18 protein-coding genes are annotated in these 21,958 nt (G+C 53.3%); 9 read left to right on the top strand and 9 right to left on the bottom strand.

Features of this window, described 5'->3' with window-relative positions; translation table 11 throughout:
* Positions 1 to 31 precede the first annotated feature (31 nt).
* The 4 genes from rhaB to rhaM all read left to right on the top strand — a co-directional run bounded on the left by rhaB (position 32) and on the right by rhaM (position 3,983).
* Positions 32 to 1,507 carry a rhamnulokinase gene (rhaB, locus tag B4923_RS08360; RefSeq protein ID WP_109053892.1) on the top strand — a complete coding sequence of 492 codons (1,476 nt, stop codon included), beginning with the start codon at positions 32 to 34 and terminating at the stop codon, positions 1,505 to 1,507.
* Positions 1,504 to 2,766: an L-rhamnose isomerase gene (locus tag B4923_RS08355; protein WP_109053891.1), complete on the top strand. Its 1,263-nt coding sequence runs from the start codon at positions 1,504 to 1,506 to the stop codon at positions 2,764 to 2,766. The genes rhaB and B4923_RS08355 overlap by 4 nt, the downstream gene beginning before the upstream one ends.
* A 4-nt stretch (positions 2,767 to 2,770) precedes the next feature.
* Positions 2,771 to 3,595 carry a rhamnulose-1-phosphate aldolase gene (gene rhaD / locus B4923_RS08350; RefSeq protein WP_109053890.1) on the top strand — a complete coding sequence of 275 codons (825 nt, stop codon included), beginning with the start codon at positions 2,771 to 2,773 and terminating at the stop codon, positions 3,593 to 3,595.
* 73 nt (positions 3,596 to 3,668) lie between these two features.
* Positions 3,669 to 3,983 carry an L-rhamnose mutarotase gene (gene rhaM, locus B4923_RS08345; protein ID WP_109053889.1) on the top strand — a complete coding sequence of 105 codons (315 nt, stop codon included), beginning with the start codon at positions 3,669 to 3,671 and terminating at the stop codon, positions 3,981 to 3,983.
* 81 nt (positions 3,984 to 4,064) lie between these two features.
* Here rhaM and B4923_RS08340 read toward each other — a convergent pair whose 3' ends face one another.
* The 6 genes from B4923_RS08340 to nikA form a co-directional block, all read right to left on the bottom strand.
* A complete protein-coding gene (locus B4923_RS08340; protein WP_109053888.1) occupies positions 4,065 to 5,621 on the bottom strand; it encodes a methyl-accepting chemotaxis protein in 1,557 nt (518 codons plus the stop codon).
* Positions 5,622 to 5,886: 265 nt separating this feature from the next.
* Positions 5,887 to 6,684 (bottom strand): ABC transporter ATP-binding protein, encoded by a 798-nt coding sequence (locus B4923_RS08335; RefSeq protein WP_245929511.1) that lies wholly within the window; start codon positions 6,682 to 6,684, stop codon positions 5,887 to 5,889.
* Entirely contained in the window at positions 6,647 to 7,507 is an 861-nt protein-coding gene (locus tag B4923_RS08330; RefSeq protein WP_109053886.1) for an ABC transporter ATP-binding protein, read from the bottom strand. The genes B4923_RS08335 and B4923_RS08330 overlap by 38 nt, the downstream gene beginning before the upstream one ends.
* Positions 7,507 to 8,334, bottom strand: coding sequence for a nickel/cobalt ABC transporter permease (gene opp1C, locus B4923_RS08325; protein WP_109053885.1), 828 nt, complete (start codon positions 8,332 to 8,334; stop codon positions 7,507 to 7,509). The genes B4923_RS08330 and opp1C overlap by 1 nt, the downstream gene beginning before the upstream one ends.
* Position 8,335: 1 nt before the next feature.
* Positions 8,336 to 9,268 carry a nickel/cobalt ABC transporter permease gene (gene opp1B, locus B4923_RS08320; protein ID WP_109053884.1) on the bottom strand — a complete coding sequence of 311 codons (933 nt, stop codon included), beginning with the start codon at positions 9,266 to 9,268 and terminating at the stop codon, positions 8,336 to 8,338.
* 200 nt (positions 9,269 to 9,468) lie between these two features.
* The gene (gene nikA / locus B4923_RS08315) at positions 9,469 to 11,088 is read right to left on the bottom strand and encodes a nickel ABC transporter substrate-binding protein (RefSeq protein WP_245929510.1); all 1,620 of its coding nucleotides are present in this window, start codon (positions 11,086 to 11,088) and stop codon (positions 9,469 to 9,471) included.
* A gap of 670 nt (positions 11,089 to 11,758) precedes the next feature.
* Here nikA and mgtA point away from each other — a divergent pair.
* Positions 11,759 to 14,473 (top strand): magnesium-translocating P-type ATPase, encoded by a 2,715-nt coding sequence (mgtA, locus tag B4923_RS08310; protein WP_109053883.1) that lies wholly within the window; start codon positions 11,759 to 11,761, stop codon positions 14,471 to 14,473.
* Positions 14,474 to 14,496: 23 nt separating this feature from the next.
* Here mgtA and B4923_RS20880 read toward each other — a convergent pair whose 3' ends face one another.
* From B4923_RS20880 to B4923_RS08300, 3 genes are all read right to left on the bottom strand, one after another.
* Positions 14,497 to 14,640 carry a hypothetical protein gene (locus tag B4923_RS20880; RefSeq protein ID WP_170116034.1) on the bottom strand — a complete coding sequence of 48 codons (144 nt, stop codon included), beginning with the start codon at positions 14,638 to 14,640 and terminating at the stop codon, positions 14,497 to 14,499.
* 28 nt (positions 14,641 to 14,668) lie between these two features.
* A complete protein-coding gene (locus B4923_RS08305) occupies positions 14,669 to 14,917 on the bottom strand; it encodes a helix-turn-helix domain-containing protein (protein WP_109053882.1) in 249 nt (82 codons plus the stop codon).
* A gap of 163 nt (positions 14,918 to 15,080) precedes the next feature.
* Positions 15,081 to 16,181, bottom strand: a complete 1,101-nt coding sequence (locus B4923_RS08300; protein WP_109053881.1) for a DUF1615 domain-containing protein — start codon at positions 16,179 to 16,181, stop codon at positions 15,081 to 15,083.
* A gap of 160 nt (positions 16,182 to 16,341) precedes the next feature.
* On the opposite strand from B4923_RS08300, the gene B4923_RS08295 reads away from it, so the two are divergent.
* The 4 genes from B4923_RS08295 (at position 16,342) to B4923_RS08280 (ending at position 21,911) form a co-directional block, all read left to right on the top strand.
* Entirely contained in the window at positions 16,342 to 17,112 is a 771-nt protein-coding gene (locus B4923_RS08295; protein ID WP_109053880.1) for an HNH endonuclease, read from the top strand.
* Between the two features lie 589 nt (positions 17,113 to 17,701).
* Positions 17,702 to 18,697, top strand: a complete 996-nt coding sequence (locus B4923_RS08290) for a LysR family transcriptional regulator (RefSeq protein WP_109053879.1) — start codon at positions 17,702 to 17,704, stop codon at positions 18,695 to 18,697.
* A 246-nt stretch (positions 18,698 to 18,943) separates the two neighbouring features.
* On the top strand, positions 18,944 to 20,383 hold the full coding sequence (aspA, locus tag B4923_RS08285; protein WP_109053878.1) for an aspartate ammonia-lyase: 1,440 nt from the start codon (positions 18,944 to 18,946) through the stop codon (positions 20,381 to 20,383).
* Between the two features lie 226 nt (positions 20,384 to 20,609).
* Positions 20,610 to 21,911, top strand: a complete 1,302-nt coding sequence (locus B4923_RS08280) for an anaerobic C4-dicarboxylate transporter (protein WP_109053877.1) — start codon at positions 20,610 to 20,612, stop codon at positions 21,909 to 21,911.
* The last annotated feature ends 47 nt before the right edge of the window (positions 21,912 to 21,958 follow it).

Here is a 21,958-nt window from a genome sequence, read left to right as displayed (position 1 = left end):
CACAGCATCAAACAGGTAAAGAGGAATGGCTATGGCGGTGAAGAATATCGTGGCGGTCGATCTTGGCGCTTCCAGCGGCCGGGTCATGCTGGCGACGCTACAGACAACGACACAGCATCTGGCGCTGAAAGAAGTCCACCGCTTTAGCAATCATCTGGTGTCCCGGGATAACCACCATGTGTGGGACCTGCAAGCGCTGGAACACGCGATTCTCACCGGGTTGCATCAGATAGACAGCATGGGAATTTACCCTGACAGCATCGGTATTGATAGCTGGGGGGTGGACTATGTGCTGCTGGATAAAGCGGGTGAACTTGTCGGCCTGCCCTACGCTTACCGCGATCATCGTACTGATGGAGTGATGCCGCTGGTGATCGACGCGCTGGGGCGTGAAAACATTTATCAACGAACCGGCATTCAATTTCTGCCCTTCAACACCCTGTACCAGCTCAAGGCATTGTGCGATCGGCATCCAGAATACCTGCAACAGGCTGAACATCTGTTGATGATCCCGGATTATTTCCACTATCGCCTGACGGGCGCCATTACCTGTGAATACACCAACGCCAGTACGACACAGTTACTCAATCTGGCGGATAAAACCTGGGATGCATCGCTGCTGAACTATCTGGGATTCCCCAAACGTTTGCTGAGTCAGCCGGTACAACCCGGTCACCGCGTTGGCGAATGGTCTGCACCCAGTGGACGGCAAATTCCCGTGCTGGCCGTCGCGACCCATGATACTGCCAGCGCCATCGTGGCTACGCCCCTGCATGACAAAGATAGCGCCTATCTCAGTTCCGGCACCTGGTCATTAATCGGCATCGAAAGCGACACCCCGTACAACAGCGCGCAGGCACTGACCGCCAATGTCACCAATGAAGGCGGGATTAACGGCACATACCGCGTATTGAAAAACATTATGGGGCTATGGCTGCTGCAACGGGTCTGTCAGGAACGGCAGATCCAGAATCTGAATGAGCTGATTCAGGAAACGTCACGCCTGCCGGCCTGTGTCAGCCTGATTAACCCCAATGACGAACGCTTTATTAACCCGCCGTCCATGTGTAAAGCGATCCGCGAATTTTGCGCCGAACATCAGCAACCGGTGCCACAGAGCGACGCCGAACTGGCCCGCTGCATCTTTGACAGCCTCGCCATGCTTTACCGTCAGGTCGTTCAGGAGCTGGGTGAACTGCGGCAAACCCCGCTGCGCCAGTTGCACATTGTCGGCGGCGGCTGCCAGAACGAACTGCTCAACCAGCTGTGCGCCGATATGTGTCAGCTTCCCGTATTGGCTGGTCCCGTGGAGGCATCCACGCTCGGTAATATCGGCTGTCAATTGATGGCGCTCAATGCCGTTTCCGACCTGACTGAATTTCGTCGTCTGTTAACCCATAACTTCCCCCTGCACCGCTATACCCCGCGTGCGGATATTGATTTCGCCAGGCACTGGCGCCGCTTCGAGGCCCTTTGCCATGCTAAAAAAGAGGAAACCACTGTATGAATAACGCGCTTGAAACCGCCTGGCAGCTGGCGAAGGATCGTTACGCCAGTATGAATATTGATGTAGACGCGGTGCTGGAACAGTTGGATCAAATCCCTGTTTCCATGCACTGCTGGCAAGGTGATGACGTGGCCGGATTTGAGAATACCGGTGGCGCATTGACCGGCGGCATTCAGGCCACGGGCAACTATCCCGGCAAAGCGCGCACCGCCGATGAGCTGCGCGCCGATCTTGAGCAGGCATTTACGCTGATCCCGGGGCCAAAACGATTGAATCTGCACGCCATTTATCTGGAATCCGCGCACCCCGTCGCCCGCAACGAAATCGCACCGGAGCATTTCAGCAACTGGGTAGACTGGGCCAAACGTCATCAGCTGGGATTGGATTTTAACCCCACCTGTTTCTCTCATCCGCTGAGCAGCGATGGTTTCACCCTTTCTCATCCGGATGACAAGATCCGCCGGTTCTGGATTGAACACTGTCAGGCCAGCCGCCGTATCTCCGCCTATTTCGGTCGTGAGCTGGGTACGCCATCCGTCATGAATATCTGGGTACCGGACGGCATGAAAGACCTGACGGTCGATCGTCTGGCATTCCGCCAGCGCCTGCTCAGCGCGCTGGATGAAGTCATTGCGGAACCGCTCGACCCGTCACACCACATTGATGCGGTAGAAAGTAAGCTATTCGGGCTGGGCGCGGAAAGTTTTACCGTGGGCTCCAACGAATTCTATCTGGGCTATGCCTCCAGCCGCGGAACGGCGCTGTGTCTGGATGCCGGCCATTTCCATCCAACCGAAGTCATTTCCGACAAGATCTCCAGCGCCATTCTGTATGTGCCGCGGCTGCTACTGCACGTTAGCCGCCCGGTACGCTGGGACAGCGATCACGTCGTACTGCTGGATGATGAAACGCAGGCCATTGCCCACGAAATTGTGCGTCACAAACTGTTAAACCGCGTACATATCGGACTCGATTTCTTTGATGCCTCCATCAACCGCATCGCCGCCTGGGTTATCGGCACCCGCAACATGAAGAAAGCGCTGCTGCGTGCGCTGCTGGAACCCACCGATACGCTGCGCCAATACGAACAGCAGGGAGACTACACCGCGCGTCTGGCCCTGCTGGAAGAACAAAAATCCCTGCCGTGGCAGGCGGTCTGGGAACACTACTGCCAGCGTCATGACGTCATGCCGGGCAGCGAATGGCTGCAACATGTGCGCCAGTATGAACAAACCATCCTCACTCAACGTCAAGGGTAAGACTATGCAAGCGATTCTTTCTTCCTGGTTCGTACAGGGAATGATTAAAGCCACCAGCGATATGTGGCTCAAAGGCTGGGACGAGCGTAACGGCGGCAATGTCAGCCTGCGGCTGACGGCGGAGGATGTTACACCCTATGAAAGCGATTTCTACCCGCAACCTCGCCATGAGGCGTTAAGTCAGGCCATGCCCGAACTGGCAGGATGCTGGTTTATCGTCACCGGTTCCGGCAAGTTTTTCCGTAACGTACAGCTGGACCCGGCCGACTCGCTGGTGTTGTTGCAGGTGGATCATGACGGCAAAGGCTATCGCATATTCTGGGGGTTAACCAACGGCGGCCTGCCGACTTCAGAGTTGGCCTCGCACTTTCAGTCACACATTGTGCGGATGGGCGTGACGAACGGACGCGACCGGGTCATCATGCACTGCCATGCCACCAACCTGATCGCGCTCAGCTACGTACTGGAACTGGATACCGCGGCGTTCACCCGCGAACTCTGGGAGGGCAGTACCGAATGCCTGGTGGTGTTCCCGGATGGCGTCGGCATCGTTCCGTGGATGGTGCCGGGAACCGATGCCATCGGCACGGCAACGTCAGATCAGATGCAGCGTCATTCGCTGGTGCTCTGGCCGTTCCACGGCATTTTCGGCAGCGGCCCAACGCTCGATGAGGCTTTCGGCCTGATCGACACCGCGGAGAAATCCGCAGAAGTGATGGTGAAAGTCAGATCGATGGGCGGTAAGAAACAAACCATCTCGACCGAAGAGCTGATCGCCCTGGGCCAACGCTTTGGCGTCACGCCGATGGAAGCGGCGCTGCGCGTATAGCCTCTCACTTTCACCCTTTTGTTAAAAGGCGTCACAGGATTTTCGCCTGTGGCGCCCGATCGGGAGAACCACCATGCTGCGTAAAGCCTTTGTGATGTCCGTTTTTCCTGAGTGTCACGCCGAATATGAACATCGGCATCATCCCATCTGGCCGGAACTGGCCGAGGTGCTGAAAGCGCACGGCGCTCATCACTACAGTATTTTTCTGGATAAACAACGCAATTTGCTGTTTGGGTATGTCGAAATTGAATCCGAAGAACGGTGGAACGCCGTGGCGCAAACGGAAGTCTGTCAGCGCTGGTGGCAGCATATGACGGACGTCATGCCGGCCAATCCGGACAACAGCCCGGTCAGCGACGAGCTGCAACCGGTTTTCTATCTGGACTGACACCGAGGTTGAAAAAAGGCTAATTATTGAACCGCCCGTCATGCTACGCCGGGAAAACTCCCGGCGGTAAACCGATATGCCCTATCGTACCGCGACGGACAGATACCCGGCAGATTCGCTTACGCGAAACTGATCGACCGTATGCGACAGATCCTGCGCCTGATCGCTCAACGATTTCGCCGCGGCCAGCGCCTCCTGCACCAGCGCCGCATTCTGTTCGGTGCTCTGATCCATCTGGGATACCGCCAGATTCACCTGCTCAATCCCCGAACTCTGTTCTCGGCTCGCCACGCTGATTTCCCCCACCATGGTCGTCACGCGCTGTACGCTTTCAACAATCTCGCTCATGGTCTCTCCGGCGCGCTTCACGAATTCGGTGCCCTCACCGACTTTAGATACCGAATCGTCGATAAGGTTTTTGATCTCCTTGGCTGCGGAAGCGGAACGCTGCGCCAGAGTGCGGACTTCGCTCGCCACCACGGCGAAACCTCTCCCCTGTTCACCGGCGCGAGCCGCTTCCACCGCGGCGTTCAACGCCAGGATGTTGGTTTGAAACGCAATACTGTTGATGACCCCGGTGATATCCACGATTTTGCGTGAGGACACATCAATAGAATTCATGGTATCCACCACCTGCTTGACGACCGTGCCGCCCCGCACCGCGACATCCGAGGCTGACATTGCCAATTCATTGGCATGTCGCGCATTTTCGGCGTTCTGCTGAACGGTCGAGGTCAATTCTTCCATCGCGGAAGCCGTCTGTTCCAGCGCGCTGGCCTGAGACTCGGTGCGGGACGACAGATCTTCATTGCCAGAAGCGATCTGCGCCGACGCCGAGGCGATCGAATGGGTACTTTCCCGCACCTGGCTAACCAGCTGCGAGAGGTTATCGCGCATCGCGCGGATGGCAAACAATATGCTGGTATCGTCACCGGGACGCGTCTGCACATCCACCACCAGATTACCATCCGCGATTTGTTTCACCACATCGACCGCGTACTGCGGTTCCCCTCCCAGCTGCCGCAGCAGCGTGCGCAACATGTTCCATGCCAGCACTGAAATAATCAGCAACAACACGACGCTGATGGACAGCAGAATAATCGCATCGCGCCAGAACGCCTGCTGGATATCGTCAATATAATCGCCATAGCCGATGATCCAGTCCCAGGGCTCGAATTTGACGATGGCATACAGCTTCTCAACCTCGTCCGTAGTTCCCGGACGCGTTCCCTTGGCGATCACCGTACCGATGGTATGATCCTGCAACGCGGCGCGATAACGCTCTCCGGCCTCTTTGCCGCCTTTCGCATCGACGATCCCGACCCGTTTAGGGTTGGGATGCACATAGTTGACGTCGTTGGTGAATCCCCGCACGAAGAAATAGCGATCGTTCAGATGGAAGCTGCCGATGGCGCGTTTGGCTTCATTTTCTGCCTCTTCGCGCGATAACTGGCCTGATTTTTCAAGATCGTAGGATTTCTGCGCCGCGGCATGGGCGAGTTCCACCAGCGTAGAAAGCTGGCTGGTTCGCTCGTGCATCATTGATTTATACAGCGTGTTTAGCGCCACCGCGGCGAGAATAAGCAGTCCCAACAGCGTAGTGCCGCACAGCAACATTATTCTTGTTCTTAATTTCATCGTATTCATTTCCCTGACAATGATTAGGATAATTCTTATTTTGAAATTACACGACATTCACGCTATAAGCTATATTTTGTGCGCTTATAGCATCCGCTGGCAGGTAGCATTCATGTCAAAGATATTTCCGTTTTTTATACGAAAAATAGAATTAACGTCTGAAAAATAGCGAACCAATCGCCAAACACCAGAAAATATTGGTTAAGGCAACGTTTATTTTTTCGCGAAAGTACGCGATTTTTTATCCGCACATCGGTCAGCGCGCTTAAAACGTCATCACCGACTGCAACAGTTGCTGAGCGTAGGGATGCTCAACGCGCCCCAGTAAAGACATCTCATCCACCTGCTCAATCACGCGGCCTGCTTGCAAAAATATCACCCGCTGACACAGGTAGGCGACCGCGCCTAAATCGTGGCTGATAAACAGATAGGTCAACCCCAGACGCTCACGCAGTTCTGCCAGCAAATCCAGCACCTGCACCTGTACGGACACATCCAGTGCGCTGACCGCTTCATCCAGCACGATAAACTGCGGCTGGCTGGCGATCGCTCTGGCGATACAGACGCGTTGCATCTGCCCGCCGCTCAACTGGTGCGGGAAACGCTCGCCCAGATCCGCCGTCAAACCGACCTGATCCAGTAACGCCGCCACCTGCTGCCGAACTTCCTGACGCGGCGTCGCTCCCCGCGCCCACAGCGGTTCTGCAACAATATTCAACACATTCATTGAAGGATTGGCGGATGACGTATAGTCCTGAAATACCGCGCTGACTCGCGTCTGCTTTTCCCGCCTGCGCTGCCAGAAACGCAGCGGCGTATAGAGCGGCTGTCCCGCCAGATGGATCTGCCCGCTTTTCGGCGCTTCCAGCCCCAGCAGAATACGCCCCAGCGTACTTTTCCCACTGCCGCTCTCGCCGATAATGCCCAGACACTCGCCCTTACGCACGCTGAACGAAACATCATGCAGCACCGGCAACCACTTTCCGCCATGCTCAGCGCGATAGCCATGGCTCACCCGTTCGACGTCAACCAACACGTCCATACGCCACCTCGCGGTATTCATCGTCACGCTCATCCGCCGGGGCGCCCACCAGCGCCTGATAACGTCGCTGCAATGCCTGACGGGATGCCACCAGATAGCGCGTATGTTCGTGCCGGGGGTGGCACAGCACCTGCCGCACATCACCCTGTTCAACCGCACGTCCCTGATGTATCACCAGCACGCGATCGGCGATGCGGTTCACCACGCCAAAATCGTGAGAAATAAAAATCATCGTGGTGCCCAGGCGCTCGCGGATAGCGCGGAACTCCTGCATGATGTCATGTTGGGTAACCGAATCCAGCGCGGTGGTCGGCTCATCGGCAATCAACAGCTGCGGCTCCAGCGCCAGCGCAATCGCGATCATGATGCGCTGTAGCATGCCGCCGCTGATCTGACTGGGGTATTTATCAAACAATGCCGTCACGTCCCGCAGCCGGACCAGTTGCATCATCTCCAGCGCCCGTTCGCGCGCTTCGCGGCGATTCAACGTCAGATGGGCGCCAAACGTTTCCACCATCTGCTTGCCGACCGATTGCAACGGGTCGAACGCATTCATCGGGTGTTGCAGAATCATGCCGATCGTTTTCCCGCGCAGCCGCCGCATCGCCTCCGGCGTTTGCACCAGCAAATCCGTCCCGTTCAACCAGGCTTGTCCCGTACAGGTAAACGACTCGCCCAGCAGCCCCATCAACGCACGACAGGTCAGGCTTTTTCCGCTGCCGCTTTCGCCGACCACGCCAAGGCAGGCGTGGCGAGGCAGCGAAAAGGCGATATCGTTCAGCAACGTCTGTCCCCCGGCTTTCAGCACAACCTGCAACTGCTCAACGCGTAATAAATCGCTCATCAGTGAGACTCCCGTGGGTCCAGCGCATCGCGCAGACAGTCACCCAGCAAATTGAAGGCGGCCACCACCACCAGAATAGCCAGCCCCGGCGCCAGCATTTGCGTCGGATGGCTCATCATCACTTTCTGCGCCTCGCTTAACATGGTTCCCCACTCTGCCGTGGGAGCCTGCACCCCAAGGCCGAGAAATGACAACGCGGAAATATTCAGAATGACCCAGCCGGTGTCCAGCGTTGCCAGCACAACGATCTCGGACAGCGTATTCGGCAGCAAATGACGCCGCAAAATAAACCACAGCGGCGTACCGCTGGCGCGTGAAAACAGGATGTAATTTTTCTGACTGTGTCTGATCACAATGCTGCGGATCATGCGGGTATACCACGCCCACTTCACCAGAATATTCGCCAGGATCACGTTCACGATGCCCACGCCCAAAATCCCGACAATCGCCAGAATCATAATCTGGCTGGGAAAAGACAGCATGACATCACAACAGCGCATCATGATTTCGTCCAGCCGACCGCGAAAATAGCCGGACAGGAAGCCAAACAGGCAGCCAATCATAATCGTGGCGGCCATCGTCAGTAGCGCCAGAAACAGCGTGGTTCTCACGCCGAACATCAGGCGCGACAGCACACAGCGGCCAAGATGATCAGAACCCAGCGGGAATCGGGCACTGAAATCGGCGTATTTACGGGCGATATTAATTTTGTTCGGATCGTTGGGCGCCAGCCACGGGGCGAGGATGCCGACGGCAACCACCACAATAAGCACCAGCAGGCAAAGCAATGCGACCTTATCGCGCAACAGTTTTTGCGAAAACAGCATATTATCCCTCTTGCCGCAAAGCCGGGTCCATCCAGCGCTGAATGATATCCACCAGCAGATTACAGAACACAAACAGCACCGCCATCATCAGGATATAAGCCTGAATCACCGGATAGTCACGACTGAAAATCGCCGAAATGCAGAGCCGCCCTACGCCCGGCCAGGCAAAGATGTTCTCGATAATCACCGTTCCGGCCAGTAACTGAGGAATACTCATGCCCAGTGCGGTAATGCTGCTGTGCAACGAATTCTTCAGCACATGGCGCACAATAATGCTTTTCTCCGTCAACCCCCGGGCGCGGGCGTAATAGACATAATACTGCTGCATATTTTCCAGCATGTTATTACGAATCAATCGGATATAGATGGAGATATAGACCATCGACAGCGTCACGGCAGGCAGAATGATATGCGCGAACGTACCGCTGCCGCTGGTCGGCAGCCAGTCCCACGCCAGCGCAAACCACCAGATAAGCAGTAAACCAAGCCAGTAGCTGGGCATGGCGGTTCCCAGAAAGACCAGTGTACGGATCAGGCGATCGAACAGGCTGTCCTTATACACCGCGCTTAACACGCCCAGCGGGATGCTGATACACAGGATCATCACCAGAGCCAGTCCGGCCAGTGCCAGCGTGGCTGGCAAACAGCGGGAAATTTCATCCAGAACCAGCCGGTTGTTTATATACGAGTAGCCAAAATCCAGACGCATGGCATCGAACAGCCAGTAGACATAGCGCACCAGAAAGGGGCGATCCAGTCCCAGCTGTTGCCGCATGGCGGCGACAGATTCCGGGGTGGGGATGATCTCATTGACCCGAAGGGCGACTTCCGCCGGATCGGCAGGCACCAGATTCAGCAGCAAAAAAGAAAGGAATGAGATACCAATCAGAATCGGTATCGTCAGCAACAGACGTCGGCAGAGATATTTTTTCACATAACAACCTGTAATTTCGCAGATCCATCCGCGACGCGGAAAGCATGGAACGGATAACAAAGCACACGCTTCAGCGATAACCAGAGTGGACGATAGCCCCTTACCAACGCCTAATCCGGACAACATGATAAGAGGCTATATTTGTCAACCGTCCGGGCTAACGCCACCGGCATCCTGATTGCCTGACGAACGGCAATGCATTACTCGCGATACATGCGATCAAACGGGATCTCAAACTGTGACGGGTTAAAATCCACGCCTTTCAGGCTCTTCACATAGACCGCCCGATTGCGTTCATAGGTCAGCGGGATATAGACCGCTTCATTATGTAACGTAGTCAGGACATAGCGGTATAATTCCTGCCGCTCTTTTTCGTCCGTGGTAATCAGTGCATGTGAAATACTGTCATCGATCTGTTTTTTCTCCGCCAACCCTTGCTGCGCGGCGTAATCGCCGTAAACCGGCAATTTCATCCCCGACAAGAAGGATTGAGGATCGTAAGGCGTGCCCCAGGAGATATTGAATACGATGTCGAATTTGCCCGCTTTTTGCCGATCGCGGTATGCCTGCTCTTCTTCGCCATTCAGCCTGAGTTCAATCCCCAGTCCGGCCAGTTCATTCTGCAAATATTCGGCGATCACCTTCTGTGAGGCGGTGTTGCTATCATAATAAATGCCGATGGAGAGGGGCTTTCCGTCTTTTTGACGCCACTCCTGGCCGTCTTTCCGTACCCAACCCGCCGCGTCCAGCAGTTTTGCCGCCTGATCCAGATCGTACGCATAAGGCTTCAGATCAACATTGCTGTACGGCACATTTTTAGCCAGCAGCGTATCCGCCGGGACTTCACTACCGTTGAAAATACCTTCCGCTATATCGATTTTATTCACCGCATGCTGTAACGCCTGCCGAACGCGAACGTCCTGCAAATTTTCCGACGTGGTATTGATCAGCAACATGCGGGTCGATACCGGCTCGGAAAGCTGTGTTGTGAACTTCTTATCCTTATTCAGTTGCGCAAAGGAATCGGCATCAATCATGTTTTTGCCGTAAATCAGCTCGATTTCGCCTTTCTGCAACGCCAGCAAACGCGTCTGATTATCCGGTATCACCTTCATCACCACGCGTTCCAGTTTGGGTTTTTCGCCCCAGTAGTGCGGGTTGAGCGTAAATACCGCGTACTCATCCGTTTTATGCTCACTCATCACGTACGGGCCGGTACCGATGTAGGCGCTTACCCCCTGCTTCGTTCCCCCTTCTTTCATTGCCGCCGGAGAAATAAAGCGCATCGGCCTGGTGACCGCCAGCTCAATCAGGAAAGGGTAATAGGGCTCTTTCAGGGTAAAGCGTAACTGATGCTCGTTCAGCGCTTCCACCTTCTCGATGATGCGCACCATTTCCAGCCAGCCGTGACGTTCACGGTTTGCCAGTACGGCATCAATGTTCTGTTTCGCCGCATCGGCGTTAAACGGCACGCCATCACTGAATTTCACCCCGTCGCGTAGCGTAAAGGTGTACACCTTGCCGTCAGCGGAGGCTTCCCACTTTTCCGCCAGCCAGGGTTCAATCCCCAGCGGCGTTACTTTCACCAGCGATTCGTACAGCATATTCTGCGCCCAGATCTCACCCGAATAGATATGCGGATTCAGATCGCGCGTGTCGCGGAAGTTGGCAAACGTCAGCGACTCAGGCGGTTGCGCCATCGCAGGATCGGTCAATAACGGGGAGAGGCAAAGCAGCAGAGCGGTAAGGAGGGAGTTGGTTTTTTTTGTCCGGCGCGGCGCCATTTCCTGTAATTCAGCGGTTCTATTTAATATAGCCATAGTAATATTCCATTTACCAAAAAGCACAGTGATGTAGAAAACATGACCTGAAGTCGGTTGCTATTTTAACAAACAAGATTTTAGATGAGAATTATTATCGTTTATGAAACCATGACCTAGCGCAGAGAAAACAAAAAATTTTATTTGTTTGCGCACCGCATCGCTTCTCCCGCGACTCGCCATAGAAATACGCACGCGTTGAGATTAGGTTTAGGAAACCGGGTTTACAGGTAAATACGACATGGCTATAGTTCAGCCATCTTTTCTAGTGGGGATAGCAATATTGGACAGTCAGCGTTTTAACCATTCACCACTGGCAAGCTAACGTTATCTTTCATTTGATGCGTTGCTTGCCGATAACGGCGGGCAGCATCACTTCTGTTTTTTCCGAACTGTTGCATACCCATGTAAATAACATCATTTTCGCGGCATCGTCCACGATAGAGAAATGACCATGCGTACAGTTATCATTTTTTTAAATAGCCACGCTTTATTCCCTCCGGGCCGCGCACGTTAACCGTTAACGCGGAATAGGGAAAGGATTCGGTTTTGCCCGTCCACCGTCCTCTCTTCCGCCATACCGTCCATCTCAATTCTATCTGTTTATCCCGCCTTAAATTGCGGGGCGGGATCGCCATGCCTTACGGATGGCAAAAAGGGAGAAAACATCATGACCGACATGATTAACCAACATGAACAACACGCTGCACATGAACGTAAAAAAGAGGCCCTCAAGTTCGTTATTGCTCAGGAAGCGCAGAACAGCCTCGATCAGACACTGGCTAACCTGAACACCCATTTACATGGGTTGACCGATGAAGACGTCGCCGATCGTCAGCAGGTTTATGGTGAAAACCGGGTCGCCCATGAGAAAGCGCCTCATGCGTTGGTACAGCTGATCGCCGCCTTTAATAATCCGTTTATTTATGTGCTGATGGCGCTGGCGGCGATCAGTTTTATCACCGATTACTGGCTGCCCGCCCGCCAGCACGAAGAGACCTCACTCACCGGCGTGCTGATCATCGTCGTGATGGTCAGCCTGAGCGGCCTGCTGCGTTTCTGGCAGGAATTCCGCACCAACAAAGCCGCCGAAGCGCTGAAATCGCTGGTACGCACCACGGCTACCGTCCTGCGCCGTTCCAGCTATAACACCGCGCCCGTTCGTCAGGAAATTCCGCTTCAGGCACTGGTGCCCGGCGATATTCTCTACCTGTCCGCGGGTGATATGGTGCCAGCCGATGTCCGTTTGATTGAGTCTCGGGATTTGTTCGTCAGTCAGGCTGTTCTGACCGGCGAATCGCTGCCGATAGAGAAATATGACGTGCTGAGCAACATCAGCGCCAAAGGCGCTCAGGCGCCGCAAGGCAGTGAAAGCGATCTGCTGTCATTATCCGGCATTTGTCTGATGGGAACCAATGTCTCCAGCGGCACGGCAACCGCTGTCGTCGTGGCGACAGGCAACCAGACCTATTTTGGATCGCTGGCAAAATCAATCGTCGGTACGCGCGCCCAGACGGCGTTCGATCGCGGCGTAAACAGCGTGAGCTGGCTGCTGATCCGCTTTATGGTGGTGATGGTACCCGTCGTGCTGCTGATTAACGGCTTTACCAAAGGCGACTGGATGGAAGCCAGCCTGTTTGCGTTGGCCGTTGCCGTGGGGTTAACGCCGGAAATGCTGCCGATGATTGTTTCCTCCAATCTGGCCAAGGGCGCGATTGCCATGGCGCGGCGTAAAGTGGTGGTGAAACGGCTGAACGCGATTCAGAATTTCGGCGCCATGGACGTACTCTGCACCGATAAAACCGGCACCCTGACGCAGGATCGCATCATCCTCGAGCATCATCTCAATACCAACGGTCAGAATGATGAAACGGTGCTACAGCTCGCCTGGCTCAACAGCTATCACCAGAGCGGCATGAAAAATCTGATGGATAAAGCCATTATCCATTTCGGTCGCGACAAACCGGAGACCGCCGGACTCAGCCGCTATCGCAAAATCGATGAACTGCCGTTTGATTTTGTCCGCCGCCGCCTGTCTATCGTGGTTGCAGACGAACACAATCACCCGCGCCTGATTTGTAAAGGCGCGGTGGAAGAGATGCTGGCCATTGCGACACACGTCAATGAAAACGGACAGTTGTTCGCGTTGGATGAGGCCCGCCGAACCACGTTGCAAACGCTGGCGGAAAATTACAACCAGCAGGGATTCCGCGTGCTGATGATTGGCGTACGCGAGTTGGGACCCGCCGGTTGTCAGCTGCCGATCAGCGCGGATGATGAGCGAGATCTGGTGATCCATGGCCTGCTAACCTTTCTCGATCCACCGAAGGAAAGTGCCGCGGCGGCCATTCGCGCGCTGCATGAAAATGGCGTCACGGTCAAAGTGTTGACCGGGGACAACCCGATCATCACCCGTAAAATCTGCCGTGATGTCGGACTGGAAGCTGGAGAACCGCTGATCGGCAATGAAATCGATATGCTGAGCGATCGGCAACTGGCCGCGGCGGCGGAACGGCACACCATCTTTTCCCGGCTGACGCCACTACAGAAATCCCGCGTACTGAAAGCGTTGCAGGGCAACAACCATACGGTTGGCTTTCTCGGTGATGGCATCAACGACGCCCCGGCGCTGCGTGATGCCGACATCGGTATTTCCGTGGATACCGGCACCGATATTGCCAAAGAATCGGCGGATATCATTCTGCTGGAAAAAAACCTGATGGTGCTGGAAGAAGGCATTATCAAAGGGCGTGAGACATTCGGCAACATCATCAAGTACCTGAACATGACGGCCAGTTCGAATTTTGGCAACGTGTTTTCGGTACTGGTCGCCAGTGCGTTCATCCCTTTCCTGCCCATGCTGGCGATCCACCTGCTGATTCAGAACCTGATGTACGACATCTCACAGCTTTCCCTGCCGTGGGACAAAATGGATAAAGAGTTTTTACGTAAGCCGCGCAAATGGGATGCCAGGAACATTGGCCGTTTCATGCTGTGGATTGGGCCAACGTCTTCCATTTTCGACATCACCACCTATGCGCTGATGTGGTTTGTGTTTGCCGCCAACAGCGTTGAACATCAGGCGCTGTTCCAGTCGGGCTGGTTTATTGAAGGGCTGTTATCGCAAACGCTGGTCGTACACATGCTGCGTACCCAGAAAATTCCTTTCATCCAGAGCACCGCGGCCCTGCCCGTGATGCTGATGACCGGACTGGTGATGGCATTGGGAATTTATTTGCCGTTTTCACCGCTGGGTCCGTTGGTCGGCTTGCAGCCTTTACCGTGGGAATACTTCCCGTGGCTGGCCGCCACGCTGATTGGCTACTGCACCGTGGCCCAACTGGTAAAACGCGCGTATATCCGCCGCTTCGGCCAGTGGTTCTGACCACCGTCGCACGGCGGGCGTAGTCAGGGCAGCCGGGCAGCCTGTGAGCGCAGCCCGGCAAAAATAGCGGCACGGATACGTTCCGGAAAATCATCAGGAAGCCGCGTTTCAACTTCCGCAATGACCGGCAACGAGAGAGAACTGGCGCGCGCCGACGGCAATGCCATTAAGCGCAACAGTAAGGATATTCATCGTTTACCACTCCTTACTCCATCCCTGACTCGGTTGCTGGCTCCCCCGTTCGGCAAGGTGAAGTTCCAGATCCAATGCCGCCAGCAGCTTGAACAAGGTTTCAAGCCGGGTCCCCTCCGGGTGATTCTCGAAATCAGACACGGTGGATTGCTTCATGCCCATGCTCTCAGCAACGTGGCTTTGATTCAGTTTGCGCTTTTTACGTTCATCACGCATGGCATGGGCCAACATACTGGCAGAGGTGATCTTCATTTTTTATCCTCCTGAAGGGATAAAATTAATAATATCCCCTATAAAGGATAAATCAAGAAATATCCCTTGTAGGGGATATCCATTATTTATCCGCTATGGAGGATAAATATACCCTGCCAATGCCTCAGCAAAAACCATGGCGGACTCATGACCTCGACGCTGATTATTTCACCCTGGTCATACAGCGCTGGCGACGCTCATCAACCCGTTTGGCGAACCACGCCGTCGTTAATTTACGGGTGATCTTCGGGCTTTCCAGCGTAATGCCCGGCAAAACTTCACGGGGAGCCCTGCCCCCCGCCGATTTATCGGCTAACGCATAGATCCGTTCATACAACCCGGTTTTTTCAAAACCCAGACTGTTGCCTTTTTCCAGCGCGCGCCGGATCGCTGAATCGCTCATATCCAGACGTTTACCCAGCGAACGCACGGCCAGTTCCGTCGAACCCGGTTTATTGGAACCGTAATTGATCAAATCGCCATCCAGCGCCAACGAAATACCGCTCAATCGACTGACCGCACGCTGGAATGCCGCATTGCGGCTGGCATACCAGCCGGCATTAAAATCGGCAAACCGATAGAGGGACTGCGTGTAATTCGCGGGATAGCCCAGTAAATGCATAATGCCGAAGTACATTCCGCCGCGGCGGGTGAATACTTCACGGCGAATGGTGCCATCTACCGTGTACGGATAGCCTTTGGCGTTAGCCTCGGCGAAGGCAATGCTCACCTGCATCGGCCCGCCGGTACGCACCGGATTCAAGCGGCCAAACAGTTTCTGCCCCATCGGCACCATATCAATGAAATCATCAAAAATGGCGCTCAGTTCTTTTTCGCTGCGCACCTTGTCCAGCCGTTCACTGTAGCTCTTGCCGTCGGGGGATTTAATCAACAGCGCGGTGCGCACCAGAAAGGCGGGCACATGTACTTGCTCGGCACGACGGTCAATCTCTTGCCAGGCGATTTTCGATAAGCCCGGCACCTGCGGATTGGCATTGAACGTGGATTCCTGTTCCGTCACCGCCCGGACCGAACATAAATTCTCATTGCTGGGCTCGATACCCTGCGCGGTAAAGGCGGCGGCAATATCGGTTGCCCATCCCTGACGATCGCTGACACTGGCAGGCAACAGTTGCATAAGCCGGGCTTTGACATCCGCCGGACGCGGCGCTGGCGTCGGCGGGATTTTGCTGGAACAGCCGGCCAACAACAGCAGGACAACCAGACACAGTGGTCGAAAAAGGGGGATACGATAATGTGGCATCTTACCTCTGATTATTCTTATACAGGCAGCCAAGACGTTATCTCAGCCGAAGAGGATGGTCCAGTCTGACGATCTGGAAGTCTGCATGCATTTTATCGTCTTACCTGGCATAGTTAGCGATATCGCTAACCGAACACGCTAACTACCTGACGGAAAACGCATGGCAGCCACCAATCACTGGACACGGGACCAACTGCTGATCGCCTTCACGCTCTACAGCCAATTACCGTTCGGCAAGTTGCACTCGCGCAATCCTGATATTATTCACTATGCGGCGTTGATTAACCGCACGCCCTCGGCACTCGCCATGAAGCTGGTTAATATCGCCAGCCTCGATCCGTTTATTACTGATTCCGGCCGAACCGGCCTGCGCGGCGTATCCAAAGCGGACCGTGAATTGTGGCAAGAGATGGACAACGACCCCACTCGGTTTGAGCTGCAATGTCAGCAGGCGATGGCGCGTATTGACGTAAACCGCCCCATATCATTGCAGGCCAGCGATGTCGAAGAAGACTATCGGGGCGGCGAGAGGATCGCGCAGGTCAAAACGCGTATCGGCCAGCAGCTGTTTCGCAAGCGCGTTCTCAGCGCCTACGGCGAACGCTGCTGCGTCACAGGTCTGGAAGAACCCGCGTTACTGGTAGCCAGCCATATTCGCCCGTGGAAAACGGCAGCGGAACACCGTTTAAATCCCAGCAACGGGCTCTGTTTGTCCAACCTGCACGATAAAGCTTTTGATATGGGACTGATTACCTTTAACGATTATCTGGAAATGCTGCTTTCTCCCAGAATCAAAAAGCTGAAAAGCACCATCAGCGAACTCAACTTCGTCCAATACGAAGGCCAACCGATACGCCTCCCCGATCAATACCCGCCTGATATGTCACAGATGGCCTATCACCGTGAGCATATTTTTCTGGGGAGAGGATGAGGGAGATAATGACACGGCTTGAAAAATGGGGAAATGAGATTGATGACAAACCCATCGCGATAGGATCGAGACAGTCAAATTGCTAACCATGTTGCTCAAACGTAAATACCGTAATTAAAGATTAACGCATCCCGGTAAAGAGATCCGCCAACACAAAATGATACGCTACCTCACCTGATATTCATTATTTCTCTCTTATTCTTCACTCGTGTTCACAACAATATGCCCATGTATTGCATTAAATAAGTCGTACAACAACGAGCGACCGCTACCGACAGAAAACATCGGTTGCAAAAACCAGCGCGAAATAAACAGCAGGAATAGCACCAATCTTATTAATAATCATTAAGTTAATCTATTGTTAATATTTTCACCGTGCACCATGCTGCTTTCCGTACCCGCTACATTCAGATTAACTACACCTAGTTATAAGAAAAAATTAATCAGTGACGCGCCCCGTATTTTTTCCGAGTTGTGCTCACTAAGCTTGCATCAGTTACAACGTCTGCCGGCAGGATAATATGAGGTAAACTACCGTCTATCCCAGTGCTTCAATAAGCATGTACCCTTGCATCGCAGGCAATAACACATGGTTAAACGAACAATGTCCGCCAATAAATCGATCGACATGTATGCAGTCCACGTTTTTGTGACGATGGCTGAGGCAGGAAGCATGACCGCAGCAGCGGCGCGGCTGGGCCTGACGCCGTCGGCGGTTTCGCAAACGATCAGGCTGTTGGAAGACGATTTCGGCGTCATGTTGGTCAATCGGGCGAGACGCCCTTTTGTATTGACGCCTTATGGCATTGCGTTAAAAAACCGGGGAGAAGTGCTTACCGAAGAGATCGCGAACCTGAAAGCGCAGGTTCTGGAAGCAGGACGCGGCATAAAACCCGATCTGCGGATCGGTCTGGTCGACTCTTTTGCCATCACCTGTGGCTCAGTATTCACGAAACGCCTGTTGAAAAGCTCATCACAGTTGTTGATTCGCACGGGATTAAGCCCACAGCAGGGCGAAGCGCTGATGCGGCGCGAACTGGATCTCATCGTTACCAGCGATCCGTTGATCGATACCGATAGCGTGGTGCGCTACCGCCTGTTTTCCGAAGGTTACTTCATTATCACGCCGCCGGAATACCGCAAACGCATCAAGACAATTGAAGATATTCGCGAACTGTCCGCCGCGTTACCGCTGGTCAGGTTCAACCGCAACTCACAGATCGGCATGCAGATTGAACGCTATCTGCGCAGAATAGATATTCGTGTCCCCAACATGCTCGAGTTTGATAATGCGGATACCTTAACGTCTATGGTCGCGGCAGGAATCGGCTGGGGCGTTACCAGCCCCATCAGTTTCCTACAATCAGAAACCTATTCCCGGCAGGTTCTGACACATATGCCAGAACAATTGAATATTAAACGTTCACTTTATATTGTCGGACATCGTGATGAATATAGCGCTTTCTTTGACGAAGCCTGCGATGTGACACATGAAATAATCAAAACCGTCTTTATTCCAAAACTGGAGAATCTTAATCGAGGAATAGAAAAACTGGTTTCTATTAATTCAGATAACACGGAATAGCGAACCTATAACGTTTTCCGTTATTGCGGATTCGCCGCCGATGTAAATAGATAAATACGCGATGACGTATTTATCCGGGATTTATCATCCCTAAAAAATAATCATTCAATCATGATTGAATAAAAATCGTGATAGCCAGATATCGTCTTATTAATAAGTGGGCCGTTTTTCTGAATAGCGTCAACTAACAGCCCAATATTTTAAATACCATCAAATGCCATCGAGCAAGAGAAAGGAATAATGAATATGTCAAATAACATTCGTATAGAAGAAGATCTGCTAGGTACACGTGAAGTCCCTGCTAATGCGTATTATGGTATTCATACACTTCGGGCTATCGAAAACTTTTATATTAGCGAGAATACGATTAGCGATATTCCGGAATTTGTACGCGCCATGGTCATGGTGAAAAAAGCGGCGGCATTAGCAAACCGGGAATTGCAGACCATCCCACGTAAAATTGCCGATACGATTATCCAGGCCTGTGATGAAGTGCTGAATAATGGCAAATGCCTGGATCAGTTTCCCATCGATGTTTATCAAGGGGGCGCGGGCACGTCGGTTAATATGAACACCAACGAGGTGCTGGCGAATATTGGTCTGGAGCTGATGGGTCATCAAAAAGGCGAATATCAATATCTCAACCCGAACGACCATCTGAACAAATGTCAATCCACCAACGATGCCTATCCGACCGGCTTTCGCCTGGCGGTGTACAGTTCAATCCTGAAACTGGTGGATGCAACGACTCAACTGAGCCAGGGGTTTGAGCGTAAAGCCAAAGAGTTTGAATCTATCCTGAAAATGGGCCGTACCCAGTTGCAGGACGCGGTTCCGATGACTCTGGGTCAGGAGTTCCATGCCTTCAACATCCTGCTGAAAGAAGAAAACAAAAACCTGCTGCGTACCGCGGAACTGCTGTTGGAAGTGAATCTGGGGGCAACCGCGATCGGTACTCGTCTGAACACCCCTGATGAATATCAGCATCTGGCCGTACAGTATCTGGCGAAAGTCAGCGGCTTACCCTGTGTCCCCGCGGAGGATCTGATCGAAGCGACGTCCGACTGCGGCGCCTATGTGATGGTGCACAGTGCTCTCAAGCGTCTGGCTGTGAAGCTATCCAAGATCTGTAACGACCTGCGCCTGCTTTCTTCCGGCCCGCGTACCGGCCTGAACGAAATCAACCTGCCGGAGCTACAGGCAGGATCGTCCATCATGCCGGCGAAGGTTAACCCGGTGGTGCCGGAAGTGGTGAATCAGGTTTGTTTCAAGGTTATCGGTAATGACACCTGCGTGACGATGGCTGCCGAAGCAGGCCAGTTACAGTTAAACGTCATGGAACCGGTTATCGGGCAAGCCATGTTTGAGTCCATCCAGATTCTGTCTAATGCCTGTTACAACCTGCTGGAAAAATGCGTCGATGGCATTACCGCCAATAAAGACGTGTGCGAAGCGTACGTCTTTAACTCCATCGGTATCGTGACCTACCTGAACCCGTTCATCGGTCACCATAATGGCGATATCGTCGGGAAAATCTGCGCCGAAACCGGCAAGAGCGTGCGTGAAGTGGTACTGGAGCGCGGTCTGCTCACCGAAGCGCAGCTGGACGACATCTTCTCTATCCAGAATCTGATGCATCCGGCCTATAAAGCAAAACGCTATACCGACGAAAAAGAATCCGTTTAATCACCTTCTCTGAATAACAACGGCCAGGCACAGGGTATCCGTATCCTGTGCCTTCATTAAAAAAATAAAAAATCATAAAAATCAAAACGATATTTATACCCAACTGATATCAAAAGACGGGAAGGCAGCCCCAAAGGGGTGAAACATGGAAAGGAAGCAAATCGCCAGTCAATGTCTCTGCAATATGAAGGACGGGGGTATATCAAATTGTTTTAAGGAGCATTGTATGCTGGTCCTGGAACTCATTATCGTGCTGTTCGCCATCTATCTGGGGGCGCGGCTTGGCGGTATCGGTATTGGCTTTGCCGGTGGTCTGGGAGTCTTGATTCTTACTCTGGGATTCCATATAAATCCGGGCGCGATCCCTTTTGATGTTATCGAAATCATCATGGCGGTTATCGCCGCTATCGCCGCCATGCAAGTGGCGGGCGGCATGGATTATCTTGTCAGTCTGGCGGAAAAACTGCTCCGCCGTCATCCTAAATACGTCACCTTCCTCGCTCCTCTCGTTACCTATTTCATGACGCTGTTGGCCGGTACGGGGCACACCGCCTTCTCTACGCTGCCGGTCATTGCGGAAGTGGCCAAGGAACAGGGAATAAGACCTTCGCGTCCGCTGTCGATTGCCGTCGTGGCCTCTCAGGTAGCGATTACCGCGTCGCCGATTTCTGCCGCCGTCGTGTTTGTCGCCGGTATTCTGGAACCGCACGGCGTTAGCTATCTGATGTTGCTGGGGATTTGTATCCCTACTACGCTGGCTGCCGTATTGCTGACCGCCATCATCACCAATTTCCTGGGTAAAGAACTGAAAGATGATGAAATTTATCAGGAACGTTTGAAAAAAGGTGAAGTTGCTTTACGCAATACAAATGCGTACGAAATAAAACCCGGAGCAAAACTTTCCGTACTGCTGTTTTTGCTCGGTATCATTGCCGTCATGTTTTATGCCACCGCGATCAGCGATACTGTCAAATTGATTGCTGACCCGGTTTTACCGCGCAATGAAGCGATCGTGGTGTTTATGCTGACGATTGCAACGCTGATCTGCGTTACCTGTAAAATCGATACAGGGAAAGTGATCGCAGCCAGTACATTCAAATCAGGGATGAGCGCGTGCGTCTGTGTGATGGGGGTTGCCTGGTTGGGTGATACTTTCGTCAAAGCGCATATTACCGATATTCAGGAAACAGCAGGCTCGCTCCTGCAAAGCTACCCGTGGATGCTGGCTATCGTCCTGTTCTTTGCCGCCATGCTGCTCTATTCACAGGCTGCGACAGCCAAGGCATTGATGCCTGCGGCGCTGATGCTCGGCGTTTCTCCCGTGACGGCGGTGGCATCCTTCGCGGCGGTATCCGCCCTGTTCGTCTTGCCGACCTATCCGACCTTGCTGGCCGCCGTGGAAATGGATGACACAGGTTCAACCCGCATCGGGAAATATGTGTTCAACCACTCGTTCCTGATACCGGGCGTGCTGACTATTACGCTGTCAGTAATATTCGGGTTTATTCTTGGTAATATTCTGCTGTAAATCACTAAAGACGAACACCTGAATCACTAAATAAGTCATATGAAAAA

This window comes from Brenneria roseae subsp. americana (genome assembly GCF_003115815.1).
GTDB classification, from domain to species: Bacteria; Pseudomonadota; Gammaproteobacteria; order Enterobacterales; family Enterobacteriaceae; genus Brenneria; species Brenneria roseae.
Note: the sequence above shows the minus strand (reverse complement) of the source record. Positions and strands in the feature narration are given on the sequence as shown.